Below are 18384 nucleotides of genomic sequence, written 5' to 3' on the forward strand. Positions count from 1 at the left end.
CTGCTCATGATTGTCGTTAGCGCCGCCAGATGCCGTGACTGACGACTAGCGCGTAACGTTGTTCAAACTACCGGGTGAAGCAATTGCTTTCTGCACAAGCCAGTGCTCGAGCTCATCGGCGGGCATTGGTTTGGCAAACAGATAGCCCTGTTTGCTATCTACGCCAATTTCATCAATCAGCCGCTCTTCTTCATGGGTTTCAACCCCTTCGGCAACCACGGTTAATTGCAGGGTTCTTGCTACGGCAACGATAGCCCGGACCAGCGCCTGCGACACTGAATTATGATTAATGCCGCGCACAAAGCTTTGATCCAGCTTGATGCAATCCAGCGGGATCCGCGCCAGCTGCGACAGGGAAGAGTAGCCGGTGCCGAAATCGTCCAGATGCACTTCCGCGCCCAACTTATGCAGTTGATTGATCATGGTGACGGCCGCTTTTTCATCTTCCACCAGGCAGCTTTCGGTCAGCTCAAAATCCAGCATGCATTGAGTCATTCCGGCGTTTTGCATCGCCTCGGTAAAATCCGACACCAGCGAACTGCTGTTTAATTGGCGGCCTGACAGATTCACCGCCACACGCAAATTCAGCCCTTTCTTCTGCCACTCGGTTGCCTGTCGGGTCGCGGTTTCGATAACCCATTTGCCTAGCGGCGCAATCAGGCCGGACTCTTCGGCGTAGGAGATAAAGCTCTGTGGCTGAATCACGCCGCGCTCGGGCGAGTGCCAGCGCAGCAGGGCTTCGACACTCTTTACTTCGCCATTGTTGGAGATTTTCGGCTGATAATAGAGCTTCAGCTGTTGCTCCTCGAGGGCTTTTCTCAGATTGGTGTCGAGCCACATGTATTCGGAAACTTTTTTATTCATCTCCGGTGAGAACACGCAGTGCGCGTTTTTGCCCGCCTCTTTCGCCACGTACATGGCCGTATCGGCGTTGCGGATCAGGCTTTCTGCATCTGTTCCGTGCTGCGGGCAGACCGCGATGCCGCTTGAGCAGCCGGTATAAACTTCGATTAACCCGATGCGGAAAGGGGCTTTGAGGCGGCCGAGGATCTGTTGGCTGATGGCTTCCAGCTTTTCGACCGACGCTTCGGTACTAAGAATAATGAATTCGTCACCGCCCAGTCGCGCTAGGGTTTCGGTGTCTTCTAAACAGCCCTGAATAGCGTGAGCCACCTCTTTGAGCAGACGGTCGCCAAACATGTGTCCGTAAGCGTCATTCACTTTTTTGAAGTTATCCAAGTCGAGATAAATCAGGCCGATAGAGTGGTCACCGCGCAGTTCCAGCGCGCTTTTCAGCTGGTCTTGCAGGGCGTTGCGGTTGGCAAGGCCGGTGATGAGATCGGTATTGGCTAAGACCCGCAGCCGTTCCTGCGCCATGCGCTCATCGGTGATGTCAGAGCCGGAGCAGATGAGGAATTTCTGCTGTTTTCCGCTGCCGCTGTGGACAAATTTATTGCGGAATAAGAACAGGCGCTGGCCTTTTACCGTGTTAATCCAGCGTTCTACTTCGTATGACTGCTCTTTTTGAAAGAAGCCGGTGATGTTCTGGCGAGAGGCGATGCCTTCTTCCATCGACATAAACATGTCGTAGGCGCTGCGGCCAATCACGTCCTGCTCGCGTAGGCCGGTGTACTCTTCGCTCAGACGGTTGAAGCGATGCACTTTGCCATCTTGATCGATAATCACGATCACCGAGTTGGCTTCGGACACTACCTGTTCGGCGAAGGTCAGCCCCACTTCAAGGTCGTGCGCCACGGACGCGGTATCTTCGAAATCAGAGGCGGTGCCCGCCCAAACGTTGCTGTCTACCTTACGGCCAACCAAATAGAGACAAATCGGCACGCCGAACAGCGCGACGTCAATGGTGAAGCAAGAGGTGATGCCCGTCAGTTCGCGAATGCGCGCGGCTTGCAGGCTGGTGAGGGAAACGGCGACGTTAGTCACGCCCTGTTCCGCTGAGAGTTCTAATGCGTTGCTATCTGAACTTAACCGCCAGTAGGGGCGCGGTGTACCAAAATGCAGGTATAAAATGGAGTCATCTTGAGCGTCTTTCATGAAAGTTTCTCCGTGTCACCAGCAACCTGATCTGACAATGTGTAAGCAACGTGCAATTAAAAGCGCGGGCCCTGAGAACAGAGGCCCGCTCTTGATTTTAGATGATTTTTATTACCAGTGATGGCACCCCGGAGGGTGTGCCATCACGTTGTTAGCGACAGTTATTTCAGTAGGAAGCTACTTTGCTTCACATCCTGTGAATCCAATCCAATGAATACATTGAATTTGCCCGGTTCAGAGGCCCATTTGAGCTTGTCATTGAAGAAACGTAAATCTTTTTCATTGATCGCAAATGTAACGACTTTTTCTTCACCCGGCGCCAGATTTATTTTCTCGAAGTTTTTGAGCTCTTTAACCGGGCGGCTGATAGAGGCCGTCAGGTCACGAAGATAGAGCTGTACCACGGTCGCGCCGCTGCGTTTGCCGGTGTTTTTCACCGTCACGCTGGCAGTCAGTGGCTGCGTGGCACTCATGGTGGTCGAAGACAATGAAATATCAGAGACGCTGAACTGGGTGTAGCTCAAACCATAACCAAACGGGAAGAGCGGGCCATTGGTGATGTCGAAGTAGCGCGAGGTGTATTTATCTTCTCTCTGCGGATTCCGTGGTCGGCCAGTATTCAACTCGCTGTTGTATAATGGGATTTGACCAACAGAGCGCGGGAAGGTCATTGGCAGTTTGCCCGACGGGTTGTAGTCGCCGAACAGCACGTCTGCAATGGCGTGTCCGCCTTCTGTGCCGCTGAACCAGGTTTCTAGCATGGCATCGGCAATGTCATTTTCCCACGTCAGGGTCAGTGGACGGCCATTCATCAGCACGATCACCAGCGGCTTGCCGGTGGCTTTCAGCGCTTTAAGCAGGTCGCGCTGGCTTTGCGGAATGTTCAACTCGGTACGGCTGGACGCTTCGTGCGCCATGCCCTGAGCTTCACCCACTACCGCAACCACGACGTCGGCTTTCTCAGCGGTTTTCACGGCTTCATCAATCATTTCCTGCGCTGGGCGCGGGTCGTTAACCACCTGTTTCTCATAGGAGTTCAGGAAGTTGACGATGTCTTGATCGTTGGTGATGTTGGCGCCACGGGCATACAGCAGGGTGGCTTTGTCGCCAATCGCGTCTTTCATACCTTGCAGCACGGTGACGGTCTGGTTGGCTTTACCGGCAGCGGACCAGCTTCCCATGACATCACGCTGGCTGTCGGCCAGAGTACCAATCAGGGCGATGGTGCCTTTCTTCTGCAACGGCAAGGTTTCGTTCTGGTTTTTTAGCAATACCAGTGAGGTACGCGCCACTTCACGCGCCTCTTTGCGATGCAAACGGCTTTCGGCGTTGGTATCAACTGGGTCACTCGATGCCGGGCCAAGGTGGCGGTACGGATCGATGAACAGGCCCATATCCCACTTTGCATTCAGTACGTTACGCACCGCGCGGTCAATCTCTTTGACGCTAACAATTTTGTCGGCCACTAAGCCTTTCAGGTACTTGCCGTACATATCATCGGCCATGTCCATATCGACACCGGACTTCAGCGCCATGGCGGCGGCCTGACGGTCATCTTCGGCCACGCCGTGTTTGACCAAGCCGCCGATAGCGCCGTGATCGCTAACGGTTAAGCCTTTGAATTTCCACTGGTCGCGCAGAACTTGCTGCAACAGCCACGGGTTGGAGGTCGCCGGAATGCCATTCACCGAGTTCAGCGCAACCATCACGCCGCCCGCGCCTGCATCAAGCGCGGCTTTATACGGAGGCATGTAGTCATTGAACATGCGCGTCAGGCTCATGTCCACGGTGTTGTACTCGCGGCCGCCTTCTACTGCGCCGTACAGCGCGAAATGCTTCACGTTGGCCATCACGCTGTCAGGGGCGGACGGATCGTTATTCTGATAGGCGCTGACCATTTCGTGGGCCAGGCGCGACGTTAAGTAGGTGTCTTCGCCAAAGCCTTCAGAGACGCGGCCCCAGCGCGGATCGCGGGTGATATCGACCATCGGTGAGAAGGTCATGTTCAGGCCATCGGCCGCGGTTTCAATGGCAGAGATACGCGCGCTGGTGGCGACGGCTTGCATGTCCCAGCTGGCGGCAAGGCCAAGGCTGATAGGGAAGATGGTGCGCTGGCCGTGAACCACGTCATAGGCGTAGAACAGCGGGATTTTCAGGCGGCTGTGCTGTACCTGATCCTGAATGCGGCGAATGTCAGGTTTGGTCACGGTATTGAACATACCGCCAACTTTATCGGCGCGAACGTCAGCCATAATGGCTTCTTTCGGGTAGTCGGGACCAACGCTTACTAAGTTAAGCTGGCCGATTTTTTCGTCCAGCGTCATTTGGGTCATCAGATGAGAGACGAAGGCATCCCGCTCTTTTGTCTGATTTTGGGGAATGCTCGACGCTTGCTCAGCAAACGACGAGGTAGAACCTGCTATTAACACCAACGCGCCAATCAGGTGATGCGTATTCATCGAATATCCTTCAGACAAAAAACATGCGGCTTAGGTTAAAACAGCCCCTAGCCAGAACGCGAACAAGGTAATGATCATTATAAGAAAACTATAGCGTGAGAATCTAATACGTCGCCTCAATTATTAGCAATGAATAGTTTTCTGCGAAAACGACTTTTTGACCGCGAGCCGTTACAGCTCGCAATTTACGCTGAATTAGGAATTGATGTGCAAATACTGATACGAGATAGCGCGCAATTTGCGTTATTTAGGAATATGCGCACAGTAATAAATAGGGCGAGGAGGCGTTACAACAGCGGCATGTCAGTTGGCGTTTTGCTCATGACGTCGAAGAACACGTCTTTGGAGACTGACCAGAATTGCGCAACGGCTTCGGCATTGTAGCTAATACCCATCAGGCTCATGACGAAGAAACAGGTCACGGTCAGGCCAATCCCGCTACAGATGAAGGCCATGACATTATGGCTGGACTGGCGGCAGCGAATATTTAATTGGCTGGTGCAAAACATCAGAAACGCGCTCAGTAATTCCCAACGCATCATCATGAAACCTGCAGTTAACGTACCCATCGAACCTATTCCTCAACTGAATTAAGCACCTGAAATGCACCAATCCAAAGGCAGTCCTCGGGGGGGCTGAATACCGGGGTGGAGCAAGGAGGCGTAGAAATGAAAATGTGATTTGCATCACATTGTAGCGAGGGTTAATTCGATGCGCAAAAAAAAGTCGATATAGGATTTGATCTTTGTCATCGAGCCATAAAAAAACCGCCCTTAGCGGCGGTTTTCGAGTTAAAAGGGAATGCGTCGAGCGCTCATCAGGCACCGTAACCCATCACTTGCAGCAGATGTTGCGCATGCTGCACGGCGTCCTGACGGTGGGTCACCCCCAGCTTCTGATACAGATTGCGAATGTGAGTTTTAATGGTAGTAGAAGCCACGGTCAGCTCGCCGGCAATCTGGTCATTACTGTAGCCGGAGTAGATAAGGCCGAGCACTTGCCATTCGCGCTGGGTCAGCGGGCTGGTGCGAATCAGCTCCGGCACCTGAGGATGGGTCAGTAATTTACTGACAAAGCCTTCGTCGAAATGGGCGAACTTGTGGCGATGGTGCTGGTTAATGTCGCGCAACACCTTCTGCGCCCGGCGCTGCTCCATCTCCGGCAGCAGATTTAACTGGATAAGCTGGCGCAACTGCTGCGCCATCATTTCGCCTTCGATAACAAAGTGGCTGACAAAACCCGTGCGGTTGGCTAATTCCAGCGCTTCAATCAGCACGCGCTGGGCTTCATTTTTGCGATCGGTGTGCCAATACAGCAGGTTGCTGAGGATCAGATTGCGGTTGAGGTCACTGACCAGCTTCAGCTGGCGCGCGTAACCATTCAGCTCATCAATGATTTTTTCTGCTTCCTCATATTGACCCAGCAGGATGTGCACCCGGGCAATGTTGCGCCACTGGCCTTGCAGGAAGTGGTTATCCGCCATACCCGGTTTGGAGGTCTGGTTCAGCCAGCTGCGCGCCGCGTTTTTATCCCCGACCATCTGCCAGTAAATAACGCGCGGCTTATCAGTGTTGGTCAGCCAGTCAGTGTGGTACTGCCCGCTCTGCAACAGTGCTTCGCAGCGTTGCAAATAGCGATGAGCATTATCGAGATGCCCGCGCGCCAGCGAGCACTTCGCCAGCATCGCCAAACATTGCAACTGCTGCTGAGGTTGGAAGTTAGCCAGCACTTCCAGCCCTTCGCGCGCGGCGCTTTCGGCATCATCAAGACGCGCCCACGACCAGAGCAGTTGGGAGCGCAGGCGCAGTAAGAATTCGTGCATCGGCAGCTGTTCGAGATGCTGCTCGCGCACCAGTTCGAAGGCTTTATCCTGCGTCTCGTAGGCTGCCTGCAAGAAGCCTTGCGCAATCAGAATTTCACTTTGCTGGAGCAAGGCCCACAGCGCGTAGTGATAGGCCTCATGGCGGCGGGCGATTTGCTCGGTTTGCTGCATCAGCGGCAGGGCGCGAGTCAAATCGCCTTTGCAGTGCTGGATCTCGCCGGTCACCGAGGTGGCAACAATGCGGCTGTAATAGCTTGAATAGGGGAGATATTTCAGCGCCTGCGCCGCCAGCTTCTCGGCTTTATCCTGCTTGCCGTCGTTGATGGCGACCTGCGCTCTGAGGGCGTCAAATTCGGCGCTGAGGGTTTTATCCATCTCGATCTGCTCGACCTGCATCTCGTTTTCAGCGCGCTCAAGCAGCATTTCCACTTCGCTGTAGCGGTGTTGGCTCTGCGCCAGCCACGCCTGTAGCAGCGCCAGTTTCGGATTTTGAATCAGCCGCTCATAGGGCAGGGCGCTGAGGCACTCTTCCAGCAGCACCAGCTCGCTTTGGTTGAACAGCGCCCAGGCGTGTTGCAGCAGAATATCGCGCAGCATGTCGGTATCTTCGGCGCCCAGTGCGTGGTGAATGGCCTCGGCGGGGAAGCCCAGCGCCAGCCAACCTTCGGCCGCCAAACGGTGGATAGCCGGGAGTTCAGCCGCCAGTTCCCACTGACAGCGTTGGCGCAGGAAAGTGGCAAACAGCGGGTGGAAGTTAAACCATTCGCCGGAATCATCCATTCTGTGAATGAATAGACCCTGACGCTCCAGTTCTTCCAGCCGGTGCTGGCCGTTTTCCGCGCCGGTCAGTTGCACAATCAGCGAATCATTCATTGAGCGCAGCAAAGAGCAGCGCAGCAGGAAGTCACGGGTTGGGGCATCCACGCGATCCAGAACCTCATCCACCAGATATTCGGACAGATGGCTGGCATTCAGCCCGGCAAGCTTTTTGGCCGACTGCTGGGCCGAGGCCGTCGAGGTGTGCGACTGGCGGGCGGAGAGGGCAATCAGCTGTAGCGCGGTGGCCCATCCGGCCACGTCGTCGCACAGGCGGCTACTGTCGGCTTGCTCGATGGGGTCGGCCAGTCGGCAATCAAAGAACTGCTGGGCTTCGGTATGGGTGAAAGCTAACTGGGCAGCGTTCAGCTCCAGCAGCTGGTCGCGCACGCGCAAATTGGCAATGCCGAGCTGCGGCAGGGTGCGCGACAGCACCATCAGCGTGAGGTTTTCCGGCTGATGGCGCAGGAAGAAGCGCATGCCTTCGTGAATGGCGTCATTGGAAATGAGGTGGTAATCGTCAATCACCAGTAACAGAGGTCGGTGCCAATCAGACAGCTCAACAAAGAGCTGCGCAAACAGGGCTGACAGGCTGGCGTATTGATGCTTCTGACTGAGTGCCTCGCTCTTGGCGCAGTGGCCGCCGGTCGCCTGTTGAATTGCGGCGATCAGGTAGCTGGCAAAACGCTCGGGCTGGTTGTCGCTTTCATCAAGCGAATACCAGCCGAGGTCGTTTTTACCCGCGGCCCAGTGGGCAACAAGCGTGGTTTTGCCGTACCCAGCCGGGCAAGCAACCAGAACGAGTCGGTAATTTTGTGCACTTGCCAATTTGGTTAAAAGGCGATCGCGCACCACCGTATTTTGCAGTCGCACCGGGCGACTCAGTTTCGAAGGGATCAGCATTTTTATAGATTCTTATGAACTGTAAGCAAATGAAAGGTGTGTGTATTTATTTTACAGCGCGTAATTAATATTATTCCTAAGGTCTGCCAATGCCGAAAGTATTGCAAGGCTGTTACATAATTACGTGTCGTTTAGTTGCTCTCGATCACAGTTTAGGCCTCTGTTTTTGGCCAAAAAATTCCTGATTACGCTACGCCCTTTTCCTCCTCCCTGTCTAATCCTTTACGGGATGATGCTGCACCTTCTCGTTGGCTGCAGCATAGCCTCAATGTTCCAGCTTTTTACCCTACACCTACTCTACAAATACCCCATAGAGGGAGCTTATGTTGCCATCTACATTTGAGAAAACCCGGTTTGAAAATGCCCTGACGCGCCAATGGCAGCGTTTTGGTCTACACAGCGCTCAAGACATGACGCCGCATCAGTGGTGGCAGGCGCTGAGCGGCGCGCTGTCCGAGCAGTTAGCCGCGCAGCCCGCGCCTGCCAAGACTCAACAGCAGCAGCGCCACGTAAATTACATTTCGATGGAGTTTCTGATTGGCCGCCTGACCTCCAACAACTTGATTAATTTGGGTTGGTTCGACACCGTCAGGGACGTGCTGAAAGCGCAGGGCGTAGAACTGGCCGATATCCTCGAGCAAGAAACCGATCCCGCGTTAGGCAATGGCGGGCTGGGGCGTCTGGCGGCCTGTTTTCTGGATTCGATGGCGACCGTGGGGCAGTCGGCCACCGGCTACGGGTTGAATTATCAATATGGCCTGTTCCGCCAATCCTTTAGCGGAGGCAAGCAGCAAGAAGCGCCGGACAATTGGCATCGCGAGAGTTATCCGTGGTTCAGCCATAACAGCCACCTGTCGGTGGATGTCGGCTTTGGCGGTAAGTTAGTGAAGAATGAGCAAGGACAGGAGCACTGGCAGCCGGAATTCACGCTGCGCGGCGAAGCCTGGGACCTGCCGGTGGTGGGTTATCGCAACGGCGTCACCCAGCCACTGCGCCTGTGGCAGGCGACGGACGTGCATCCTTTTGATCTGACTCTGTTTAATGACGGGCAATTCCTCAAGGCTGAGCAAAAAGGCATTGATGCCGCCAAGCTCACCAAAGTGCTTTATCCCAATGACAACCACCAGCAGGGCAAACGCCTGCGCCTGATGCAGCAGTATTTCCAGTGCGCCTGCTCGGTGCGGGATATTTTGCGCCGCCACCACTTCCTGGGTCGCAAGATTGATGAACTGCCTGATTTTGAAGTGATTCAGCTTAACGACACCCACCCGACCATCGCCATTCCTGAGCTGTTGCGCATTCTGCTCGACGAGCACCAGATGGAGTGGGATGCGGCCTGGGCCATCACCAGCAGAACCTTCGCCTACACTAACCACACGTTGATGCCAGAAGCTCTGGAGCGCTGGGATGAAAAGCTGGTACGCAGCCTGCTGCCACGCCATTTCTCGCTGATTAAGCAGATTAACGCGCGCTTTAAAAAGGTGGTGGAGAAGCAGTGGCCGGGCAACAAAGCCGTGTGGGAGAAGCTGTCGGTGCATCAGGACAAGCAGGTGCGCATGGCGAATCTCTGCGTAGTCAGCGGCTTTGCGGTCAACGGCGTCGCGGCGCTGCACTCGGATCTGGTGGTGAAAGACCTGTTCCCCGAGTATCACCAGCTGTGGCCGCAAAAATTCCATAACGTGACCAACGGCATTACGCCGCGGCGCTGGCTGAAACAGTGTAATCCGGCGCTGTCGGCGCTGATTGATGACAGCCTGAAAACCGAGTGGGTCACTGACCTTGATGCATTGCGCGGGTTGGAAAAATTCGCTGAAAATGCCAAATTCACCCAACGTTATCAACAGATTAAGCGCGAGAACAAAGTGCGGCTGGCGGAGTATGTGCAGCAGCGCATGGGGATCACCCTCAACCCAGACGCCATTTTTGACGTGCAGATTAAGCGCCTGCACGAGTACAAGCGCCAGCATTTGAACTTGCTGCATATCGTGGCCTTGTACCGCCAATTGCGCGACAACCCGCAGCTCGACATGGTGCCGCGCGTGTTCCTGTTCGGGGCGAAAGCCGCGCCGGGCTACTATCTGGCGAAAAACATCATCTATGCGATCAACCAAGTGGCGGAAAAGGTCAATAACGATCCGATCGTCGGCGATCGGCTGAAAGTGGTGTTCATTCCCGATTATCGCGTTTCGGTCGCCGAGCTGATGATCCCTGCTGCCGACGTCTCCGAGCAGATCTCTACGGCGGGCACCGAAGCCTCCGGCACCGGCAACATGAAGCTGGCGCTAAATGGGGCGATGACCGTCGGCACGCTGGACGGCGCGACGGTGGAAATCGCCGAGCAGGTTGGCGAAGACAATATCTTTATTTTCGGCAACACCGTCGATCAGGTGAAAGCTCTAAAAGCTCAAGGCTATTCGCCGCTGCAATGGCGCAAAAAAGACACATTATTGGATGCCGTATTGAAGGATCTGGAAAGCGGCTTGTTCAGCCATGGGGATAAATCCGCCTTTAGCCCGATGCTCGACAGCCTGCTGTCAGGCGGCGATCCCTACTTAGTGTTAGCGGATTTTGCTGATTATTGTGAGGCACAACAGAGAGTTGACGCGTTGTACCGCGATCGGGCGGAGTGGACGAAGCGCACTATACTCAATACGGCCCGTGTTGGCATGTTCAGTTCAGACCGGTCGATCCGCGATTATCAGCAACGGATCTGGCAGGCGAAACGCTAAGGAGCAGCAATGGAGAGCAAACAGCTAGAACAAGCGGCGATCGAGGCTGGGATCGCCGCCGGTTATATCAATGCGCATGGTAAACAACAGGCTATTGCTGCCACCACCAAACGGGATTTGCTGGAGGCGATGGGCTGGGCCGCGGGCGTTCCACACGCCGTCGAAGCCCCCGTGCCGGTAGTAAAAGTGTTTATTAAGGGCAGCCGTTTAGCCCTGCCGATTGGCGGCGAAGGCGAGTTTCAGTGGCAGTTGAAGTTGGAAAGCGGCGCGGTGCAGCAAGGGCGCACCAGCGCCAAAATGACCTTGGCCCTGCCGGGGCGCATTTCCAGCGGCTACCACCAGTTGACGCTGACGCAGGACGCGCAAAGCTGGGAGTGCAGCATCATCGTCGCGCCAAAACGCTGCTATGAACCCGATGCCCTGCTGGCGGGGAAAAAGCTGTGGGGCGCCTGCGTGCAGCTCTACACGCTGCGCTCCGAGAATAACTGGGGCATCGGCGACTTTGGCGACTTGCGCCAGCTGGTGCAGGAGATGGGCAAGCGCGGCGGCGCGTTTGTCGGCCTCAACCCCATTCACTCCCTTTACCCCGGCAACCCGATCGCCGCCAGCCCCTACAGCCCGTCGTCACGGCGCTGGCTGAACGTGATTTATATCGACGTCAACGCGGTGGAGGATTTCCAGCTCAGCGAGGCGGCGCAGACATGGTGGCGCGAGCCGCAAACGCAGAAAATCCTTAAAGAAGTTCGCCACAGCGCGTGGGTGGATTACGCCCGCGTGGTGCCGCTCAAGCTCGCCGGGCTGTCGCTGGCGCATCAGCGCTTTGTCACCCGCAGTGCTTCAGATCCGCTGCAAAAAGCCTATCGAAAATTTGTCCGCGAGGGGGGCGACAGCCTGTACCAGCAGGCAGCTTATGACGCGCTTTACAGCCATCTGGCGAAGCAGGGTGAGCAGCCGCAGGGCTGGCCGCACTGGCCGGAAAAGTACCGCAGCGCGCAGAGTGCCGCCGTCAAAGCCTTCTGCCAGCAGTATGAGTCGGAGGTTGATTTCTACCAGTGGCTACAGTGGCTGGCCGAGTACCAGTTTGGCCGCTGCTACCACGACAGCCAGCAGGCGGAGATGCCGATTGGCCTGTACCGCGATTTGGCCGTGGGCGTAGTGGAAGGCGGAGCCGAAACCTGGGGCGATCGCGACGTCTATTGCCTGAAAGCCTCGGTCGGCGCGCCGCCGGATATCCTTGGACCACTCGGTCAAAACTGGGATCTGCGCCCGATGGATCCGCACGTCATGGTGCGCCGCGCCTATCAGCCTTTTATCGATCTGCTGCGCGCCAACATGACCAGCTGCGGCGCGTTGCGCATCGATCACGTGATGACCCTGCTGCGCCTGTGGTGGATACCTTATGGCGAAACTGCCGATAACGGCGCCTATGTGCAGTATCCGGTGGACGATCTGCTGGCGATTTTGGCACTGGAAAGCCAGCGTCACCGCTGCATGGTGATTGGAGAGGATCTCGGCACGGTGCCGGTGGAGATCGTTAGTAAGCTGCGCGAAGGCGGGGTCTACTCGTACAAGGTGTTGTACTTCGAGCGTGACGCGGAGAATAACTTCCGCGCGCCGCAGTCTTATCCGGTACAGGCGATGGCGACCATCACCACCCACGATCTTCCTACGCTGCGCGGTTACTGGCAGGGGGATGATTTGGCGCTAGGCAAGAAGTTGGGGCTGTATCGCGACGAAGAGGTATTAACCGAGCTGTACGCCGATCGCGGTCGCGCCCGGCAGGGGTTGCTCAACGGGTTGCATCATTATGGCTGCGTGCCGAAAAGCACCGGTCACAATGCAGACGTGATGAGCATGACGCCGACGCTCAATCGCGGCCTCCAGCGTTATGTCGCTGACAGCGCCTGCGCCTTGCTGGGCCTGCAACCCGAAGACTGGCTGGACATGGGCGAGCCGGTCAACATTCCCGGAACCAGTGACGAATACCCCAACTGGCGGCGCAAACTCACCCGTACTCTGGAAGATATGTTCGCCGACGACGAAGTGAATAAGCTGATCAAGGACTTGGATAAGCGCCGCAGGAAGGTGTCGGTGAGTTGAGTTTTGGCTCTACTTCCTCCCCTAATTAGGGGAGGAATCAAATCAAAAGCCACAGCAAAACCGCACTACTCTAAATCCGGGTTATTGGCGATTTGCTCCACCGTCATTGGCCTGCCGAGCAAATATCCCTGCAACGAATCACAGCCGAGCTCGGTGAGGAAATCTTGCTGTTGGGTGGTTTCCACACCTTCGGCAACCACTTTCAGATTCAGCGTCTGGCCGAGAGCGATGATAGCTTGCACGATGCTGGCATCTTCGCTTCCCGCAATCAGATCATTAATAAAAGCGCCGTCGATTTTCAGTTCGCTGGCCGGTAAGCGTTTCAGGTAGAGCAGGCTGGAGTAGCCCGTACCAAAGTCATCAATCGAGGCTTTGACGCCAAAACGCGTGAGCTGCTCGAGGATCTCGACGCTGGCGTCGGGGTTGCGCATCGCGGTGGTTTCAGTCACTTCCAGCGTCAGCATCTCTGGCGGGATCTGATGCTTCTGCACAGTAGCAATCACCTTTTCCACCAGATTCGGCTGCTCAAATTGCAGGGCAGAGAGGTTCACCGCTACAGTCCAGGTGCGATGTCCCGCCAAGTGCCACTGGCGCAGCTGGCGGCAGGCTTCGTTAATCACCCATTCGCCAATAGAGATAATAAGGCCGGTTTTCTCCGCCATCGGCAGGAAGACGTCAGGGCTGAGCATCACGCCGTGGCGCTCCCAGCGCAGCAGCGCCTCGAAGCCGGTCACCGGGCCGTGTGGCGCGACAAACTTCGGCTGATAGTGCAGGCGCAGCTCGTTGTGCTCCACCGCCATGCGCAAATCGTTGAGCATTTGCAGCTGATCTTGCGCATTGGCATTCATCGACGGCTGGAAAAAGTTGTAGCCGTTGCGCCCGGCATTTTTGGTGTGGTACATCGCCGCGTCGGCGTTGAGCATCAGCTCGCGCTCGTTTTCTCCATCGCCCGGATAAACCGCAATACCAATACTCACTGACACCAGCAGCTCGTAGCGCGAGACCTGGAAAGGTTTAGCAATCAGATGCCCCAGCTTGTCGGCCAGCGTCGCGGCGTCGTTGGGATCGCCGATTTCCATCAGCAGCACGAATTCATCGCCACCCAGGCGCGCCAAGGTATCCGAGGCGCGCAGGTGGGCCTGTAGCCGCTCGGTGACGGCAATCAGCAGCAAATCCCCCACGTGGTGGCCAAAAGCGTCGTTCACCGCCTTAAAGCCGTCGAGGTCGAAAAACAACAGGGCGAAGGAGGATTGCGTACGCTCCGCTTTCTGGAAAGCCTGGCTTAGACGGTCTTCCAACAGGAGGCGGTTCGGCAAGCGCGTTAGATTATCGTGCAAGGCGAGCTGGGTTAGCTCGCGGTTGGCCTGCGCCAAAGAAGAAGCCAGAATCGAGGTGCGCGCCTGCAGGCGGGCATCCAGCACGGAAATAATCAGGGTGATGGCGAGCACGGCCAAGGTGACGACAATCACCAACAGCGCCAGCCAGTTATTATTCACCCCGGAAACTGCCGCCATGCTATGGCTATCGTGAGGGAAATTGGCGGCGGCCATGCCGATATAGTGCATGCCGACAATCGCGGTGCCCATGACAATCGCCGCGCCGACGCGCAGCATTTTGACATTCGGCGAGTGCTGGCGCAGGTGAAACGCCATCCACAGCGCGGCACCGGAAGCCACAACCGCGACCACCACTGACAGCGCCACCCAGCGAAGATCGTAATCTATGCCGGGCATCATGCGCATTGCCGCCATGCCGGTGTAGTGCATCGCCACAATGCCGCCGCCCATCAGCAGAGAGCCAAGCAGCAGGCTCTGGGTCGGTAGACGCTCGTGGCACACCAGCCAGAGGGCGAACGCGGAAGAAACGATAGCGATCAGCATTGAAAAGAGGGTGATCAGCGGGTCATAGCCCATCGACACTGGCAAACTGAAGGCCAACATGCCGATAAAATGCATCGACCAGATACCAATCCCCATAGACAGCGCGCCGCCCACTAACCACAGTTTCGACGCTCTTCCCTGTGTCGTTGCCACTCGTCCAGCCATGTCGAGCGCGGTGTAAGACGCGAGCATCGCAACGATGAAGGAGAACAGAATCAGGACATCGTTGTAATTACTGGAAAGCATGCAAACTCCACACAATAGGATTATCTATATTAAGTGCTAATTTTGGCGCGGGATAATCGCATTAAATAATAATAAAGGCTATTGAATTAGCGCCTTTCTATTAAATTTACTTAAGCTTATTGCTCAATTCTTATAAATTGAGTTGTAAAACTTGTTATGAGTAAACGTAATAGGAACAAGGTCTTTGCCTTAATAAAATACGCCAGCGGATAGATGGTCTATAGTTAACTATTAATTTGGCTAATCAGTTTGGAGTTATAAACATGATCACGGTTCACCATTTAAATAACTCACGGTCCCAGAGAGTACTTTGGATGCTCGAAGAGCTGGAATTACCTTATCAAATTCAGCGTTATCAACGTGATGAAAAGACCATGCTGGCCCCGGCGTCACTGAAAAAGGTGCATCCGCTGGGGAAATCGCCGGTGCTGGTGGATAACGACCTGACACTGGCCGAGTCGGGGGCGATTCTGGAGTACCTGCAAGAAACCTATGATGCGCAAGGGAATTTCAAACCTACCGATCACTTCGCTCGCCAGCAGTATCGCTATTGGATGCACTATGCCGAAGGGTCGCTGATGCCGATTTTGGTGATGAAGCTGATTTTTGGACGATTAGGCAAACCGCCAATGCCATGGCTGATCCGCCCGATTGCCGGTGCCATCGGCAAAGGGGTGCAGCAAAACTATCTGGATAAGCAGCTGGCGACTCATGGCGCCTATCTTGAACAGCATCTGACTGAAAACACATGGTTTGCTGGCAGCGATTTTAGTGCCGCCGACGTGCAGATGAGTTTCCCGGTGGAAGCGATGGTGTCGCGCGGAGGATTAGATAAATATCCGAAATTGCATACCTGGCTTTCTACCATTCATGCGCGGCCAGCTTATCAAAAAGCCTTAGAGCAGGGTGGCCCTTACCAAATTGGTAGCTAATCAAAATTCCAGTGTTCTCTATTTTTCAGCAACGCCGATTTATATTTTCAGCAATACATAAGTGATGCTTAATATCTTCGAATCGGCGGGTCTGAATTTTAATAACGTAATAGGAATATTGTTAAGCTATTAATCCTCTCCGGTTTTATTTCTTTATCTCTTCTCGGCCTTTTTTCTCCCTTTCAAAATAGCGCGGTCTATTTTCTTTTCTTCTAATGCCTTGCCTGATTTCCCATTTTTTCATCATCGTTTTGGCATGTTGCACAGCCTGCTAACCATTCAAAATAGGCGGTTTGCGCAAATTCTGTGGCGATCTGGCTTTTTATTGAACAAAACGCCATAAAATGTCGTGAACGGGAGTTGAAAAGAGGGGGTTAATGGCTGGATAATCGTTTGCTTTGCAGTACCCGTGGTTTTTATTTCCGCCTTACGCGATGAGAGTTAAACGTTTGCCTTGGTTTTGCGCATCGATTTTGCAGGTTTTCGAGCGCATTACGGCGGTTAGGGAAGCGAACGTGACGAAACGGTTTCGTAATGACCACGCAGGCATTTCAGCAAGACACTTCAGAGGGTTGCACATGGCTAGTCAACACAATCAAACGGGCAGTGGCGTTGCGCCTGCCGGTTCGCTTGATGCTTTCTTTAAAATATCTGCGCGTGGCAGTAACGTTCGTCAGGAAATCATTGCCGGTCTGACGACCTTTTTGGCGATGGTTTATTCCGTCATCGTGGTTCCGAGTATGCTGGGCAAAGCCGGTTTCTCCCCGAGCGCCGTGTTTGTCGCGACTTGCTTGGTGGCGGGTTTTGGCTCTCTGCTGATGGGGCTGTGGGCCAATTTGCCTTTAGCCATTGGTTGCGCAATCTCCCTGACTGCGTTTACCGCCTTCAGTCTGGTGCTGGGCCAGCACATTAGCGTGCCGGTGGCGCTGGGCGCGGTATTCCTGATGGGGGTGTTGTTTACCATCATTTCCGTTACCGGAATTCGTTCTTGGATTTTACGCAATTTGCCGATGGGCGTTGCGCACGGCACGGGGATTGGTATCGGGCTGTTCTTGCTGCTTATCGCCGCCAACGGTGTCGGCTTGGTGATCAAGAACCCACTCGACGGCCTGCCGGTGACTCTCGGCGCTTTCACCTCTTTCCCGGTTATCATGACGCTGTTGGGCCTGGCGGTGATTTTCGGTTTAGAGAAACTGCGCGTGCCGGGCGGCATTCTACTGGTGATTATCGTGATTTCTATCATCGGCCTGATTTTTGACCCGGCGGTGAAGTATCAGGGACTGTTCGCCATGCCGTCTTTGTCAGATGCTAGCGGCCACTCGGTGCTGTTTAATCTCGACATCATGGGCGCGCTGAAACTGGCGGTTCTGCCAAGCGTGCTGGCATTGGTGATGACGGCAGTCTTCGACGCCACCGGCACTATCCGCGCGGTCGCGGGCCAAGCAAATTTGCTGGACAAAGATGGTCAGATTATCAGCGGCGGCAAAGCCCTGACCTCTGACTCAATCAGCAGCATGTTTGCCGGTTTGGTAGGTGCATCCCCAGCCGCGGTGTATATCGAATCCGCCGCCGGCACTGCCGCAGGCGGTAAAACCGGCCTGACCGCCACCGTGGTCGGCGTTTTGTTCCTGCTGATGCTGTTCCTCTCTCCCCTGTCGTATCTGGTTCCTGCCTACGCTACCGCCCCTGCGCTGATGTACGTGGGTCTGTTGATGTTAAGCAACGTCACCAAACTGGATTTCACCGATTTCGTCGATGCGATGTCCGGCCTGCTGTGCGCGGTGTTTATCGTTCTGACCTGTAACATCGTGACCGGTATTATGTTAGGTTTCAGCGCGTTAGTGATCGGCCGCATCTTCTCCGGCGAATGGCGCAAGCTGAACATCGGCACGGTGATCATCGCCGTAGCGCTGGTGGTGTTTTACGCGGGTGGATGGGCAATTTAAGATTTTTGGGGGGCGAAAATCTGACGCCCTTTTAAGGTCAAGGTCAAGGTCAAGGTCGTGGGCGTCGGCCCACACCGACCAAGGGAGGCGTAAACGCGCCTCCCTTGGAACCCTGCGTTTTTTAACGCTGTGAGATCGAGGCTTCGCAGGGTTGGAATGGACGTGTTCCGTAGCCACGGTGATCGTCGCGAAGTGCCGCCGCTTAGGCGGTTCCCTCAGTTCGGGCTTCGAGCCTTTGGTCTCGAACCACTCCCTCGGCGTCACTTCTGAACGCGACCTACTGGCATTTACACCGAACCTTTTCAGGCGATTTTGACTTGCTCCCTCCCCTAGTTAGGGGAAGGTGCAGAACAGCACCCACTGAAACGGCACGGTTGAAATGCCTCAAAACCGCAGTCAAAAATGGCGCTGAGCGAACGGTTCGAGACCTATGGCTCGAAGCCTGAAGCGAAGGCACCGCCTAAGCGGCGACATTTTGCGGTGGATAACGGAAGCC

Annotated in this window: 9 protein-coding genes; 4 read left to right on the forward strand and 5 right to left on the reverse strand. The window is 55.1% G+C overall.

What is annotated here, in order from left to right; translation table 11 throughout:
• Window positions 1-45: 45 nt before the first annotated feature.
• The 4 genes from pdeR to malT all read right to left on the reverse strand — a co-directional run bounded on the left by pdeR (window position 46) and on the right by malT (window position 8055).
• Window positions 46-2055 (reverse strand): cyclic di-GMP phosphodiesterase, encoded by a 2010-nt coding sequence (pdeR, locus tag SBO83_RS16950; protein ID WP_396132325.1) that lies wholly within the window; start codon window positions 2053-2055, stop codon window positions 46-48.
• A 161-nt stretch (window positions 2056-2216) separates the two neighbouring features.
• Complete coding sequence (gene bglX, locus SBO83_RS16955) at window positions 2217-4514, reverse strand: beta-glucosidase BglX (RefSeq protein ID WP_396132326.1); 2298 nt, start codon at window positions 4512-4514, stop codon at window positions 2217-2219.
• Window positions 4515-4801: 287 nt separating this feature from the next.
• Window positions 4802-5083, reverse strand: a complete 282-nt coding sequence (locus SBO83_RS16960; protein WP_396132327.1) for a YjcB family protein — start codon at window positions 5081-5083, stop codon at window positions 4802-4804.
• A 248-nt stretch (window positions 5084-5331) separates the two neighbouring features.
• Window positions 5332-8055 (reverse strand): HTH-type transcriptional regulator MalT, encoded by a 2724-nt coding sequence (gene malT, locus SBO83_RS16965; protein ID WP_396132328.1) that lies wholly within the window; start codon window positions 8053-8055, stop codon window positions 5332-5334.
• Window positions 8056-8378: 323 nt separating this feature from the next.
• On the opposite strand from malT, the gene malP reads away from it, so the two are divergent.
• Together malP and malQ are read left to right on the forward strand one after the other, a co-directional pair.
• Window positions 8379-10784 (forward strand): maltodextrin phosphorylase, encoded by a 2406-nt coding sequence (gene malP, locus SBO83_RS16970; RefSeq protein ID WP_396132329.1) that lies wholly within the window; start codon window positions 8379-8381, stop codon window positions 10782-10784.
• Between the two features lie 9 nt (window positions 10785-10793).
• On the forward strand, window positions 10794-12884 hold the full coding sequence (malQ, locus tag SBO83_RS16975) for a 4-alpha-glucanotransferase (RefSeq protein WP_396132330.1): 2091 nt from the start codon (window positions 10794-10796) through the stop codon (window positions 12882-12884).
• 65 nt (window positions 12885-12949) lie between these two features.
• On the opposite strand, the gene SBO83_RS16980 is transcribed toward malQ, so the two are convergent.
• The gene (locus tag SBO83_RS16980) at window positions 12950-15010 is read right to left on the reverse strand and encodes an EAL domain-containing protein (protein ID WP_396132331.1); all 2061 of its coding nucleotides are present in this window, start codon (window positions 15008-15010) and stop codon (window positions 12950-12952) included.
• 263 nt (window positions 15011-15273) lie between these two features.
• Here SBO83_RS16980 and SBO83_RS16985 point away from each other — a divergent pair, with 263 nt between their 5' ends.
• Window positions 15274-15942, forward strand: coding sequence for a glutathione S-transferase family protein (locus tag SBO83_RS16985; protein ID WP_034795418.1), 669 nt, complete (start codon window positions 15274-15276; stop codon window positions 15940-15942).
• A gap of 578 nt (window positions 15943-16520) precedes the next feature.
• Window positions 16521-17888 (forward strand): solute carrier family 23 protein, encoded by a 1368-nt coding sequence (locus tag SBO83_RS16990; protein WP_396132332.1) that lies wholly within the window; start codon window positions 16521-16523, stop codon window positions 17886-17888.
• Window positions 17889-18384: the final 496 nt, after the last annotated feature.

This window comes from Ewingella allii (genome assembly GCF_044430645.1).
GTDB classification, from domain to species: domain Bacteria; phylum Pseudomonadota; class Gammaproteobacteria; order Enterobacterales; family Enterobacteriaceae; genus Ewingella; species Ewingella allii.

Coding starts and splice junctions, on each gene's coding strand:
- pdeR (WP_396132325.1), bottom strand. CDS start 2,055: ATGAAAGACGCTCAAGATGACTCCATTTTATACCTGCATTTTGGTACA.
- bglX (WP_396132326.1), bottom strand. CDS start 4,514: ATGAATACGCATCACCTGATTGGCGCGTTGGTGTTAATAGCAGGTTCT.
- SBO83_RS16960 (WP_396132327.1), bottom strand. CDS start 5,083: ATGGGTACGTTAACTGCAGGTTTCATGATGATGCGTTGGGAATTACTG.
- malT (WP_396132328.1), bottom strand. CDS start 8,055: ATGCTGATCCCTTCGAAACTGAGTCGCCCGGTGCGACTGCAAAATACG.
- malP (WP_396132329.1), top strand. CDS start 8,379: ATGTTGCCATCTACATTTGAGAAAACCCGGTTTGAAAATGCCCTGACG.
- malQ (WP_396132330.1), top strand. CDS start 10,794: ATGGAGAGCAAACAGCTAGAACAAGCGGCGATCGAGGCTGGGATCGCC.
- SBO83_RS16980 (WP_396132331.1), bottom strand. CDS start 15,010: ATGCTTTCCAGTAATTACAACGATGTCCTGATTCTGTTCTCCTTCATC.
- SBO83_RS16985 (WP_034795418.1), top strand. CDS start 15,274: ATGATCACGGTTCACCATTTAAATAACTCACGGTCCCAGAGAGTACTT.
- SBO83_RS16990 (WP_396132332.1), top strand. CDS start 16,521: ATGGCTAGTCAACACAATCAAACGGGCAGTGGCGTTGCGCCTGCCGGT.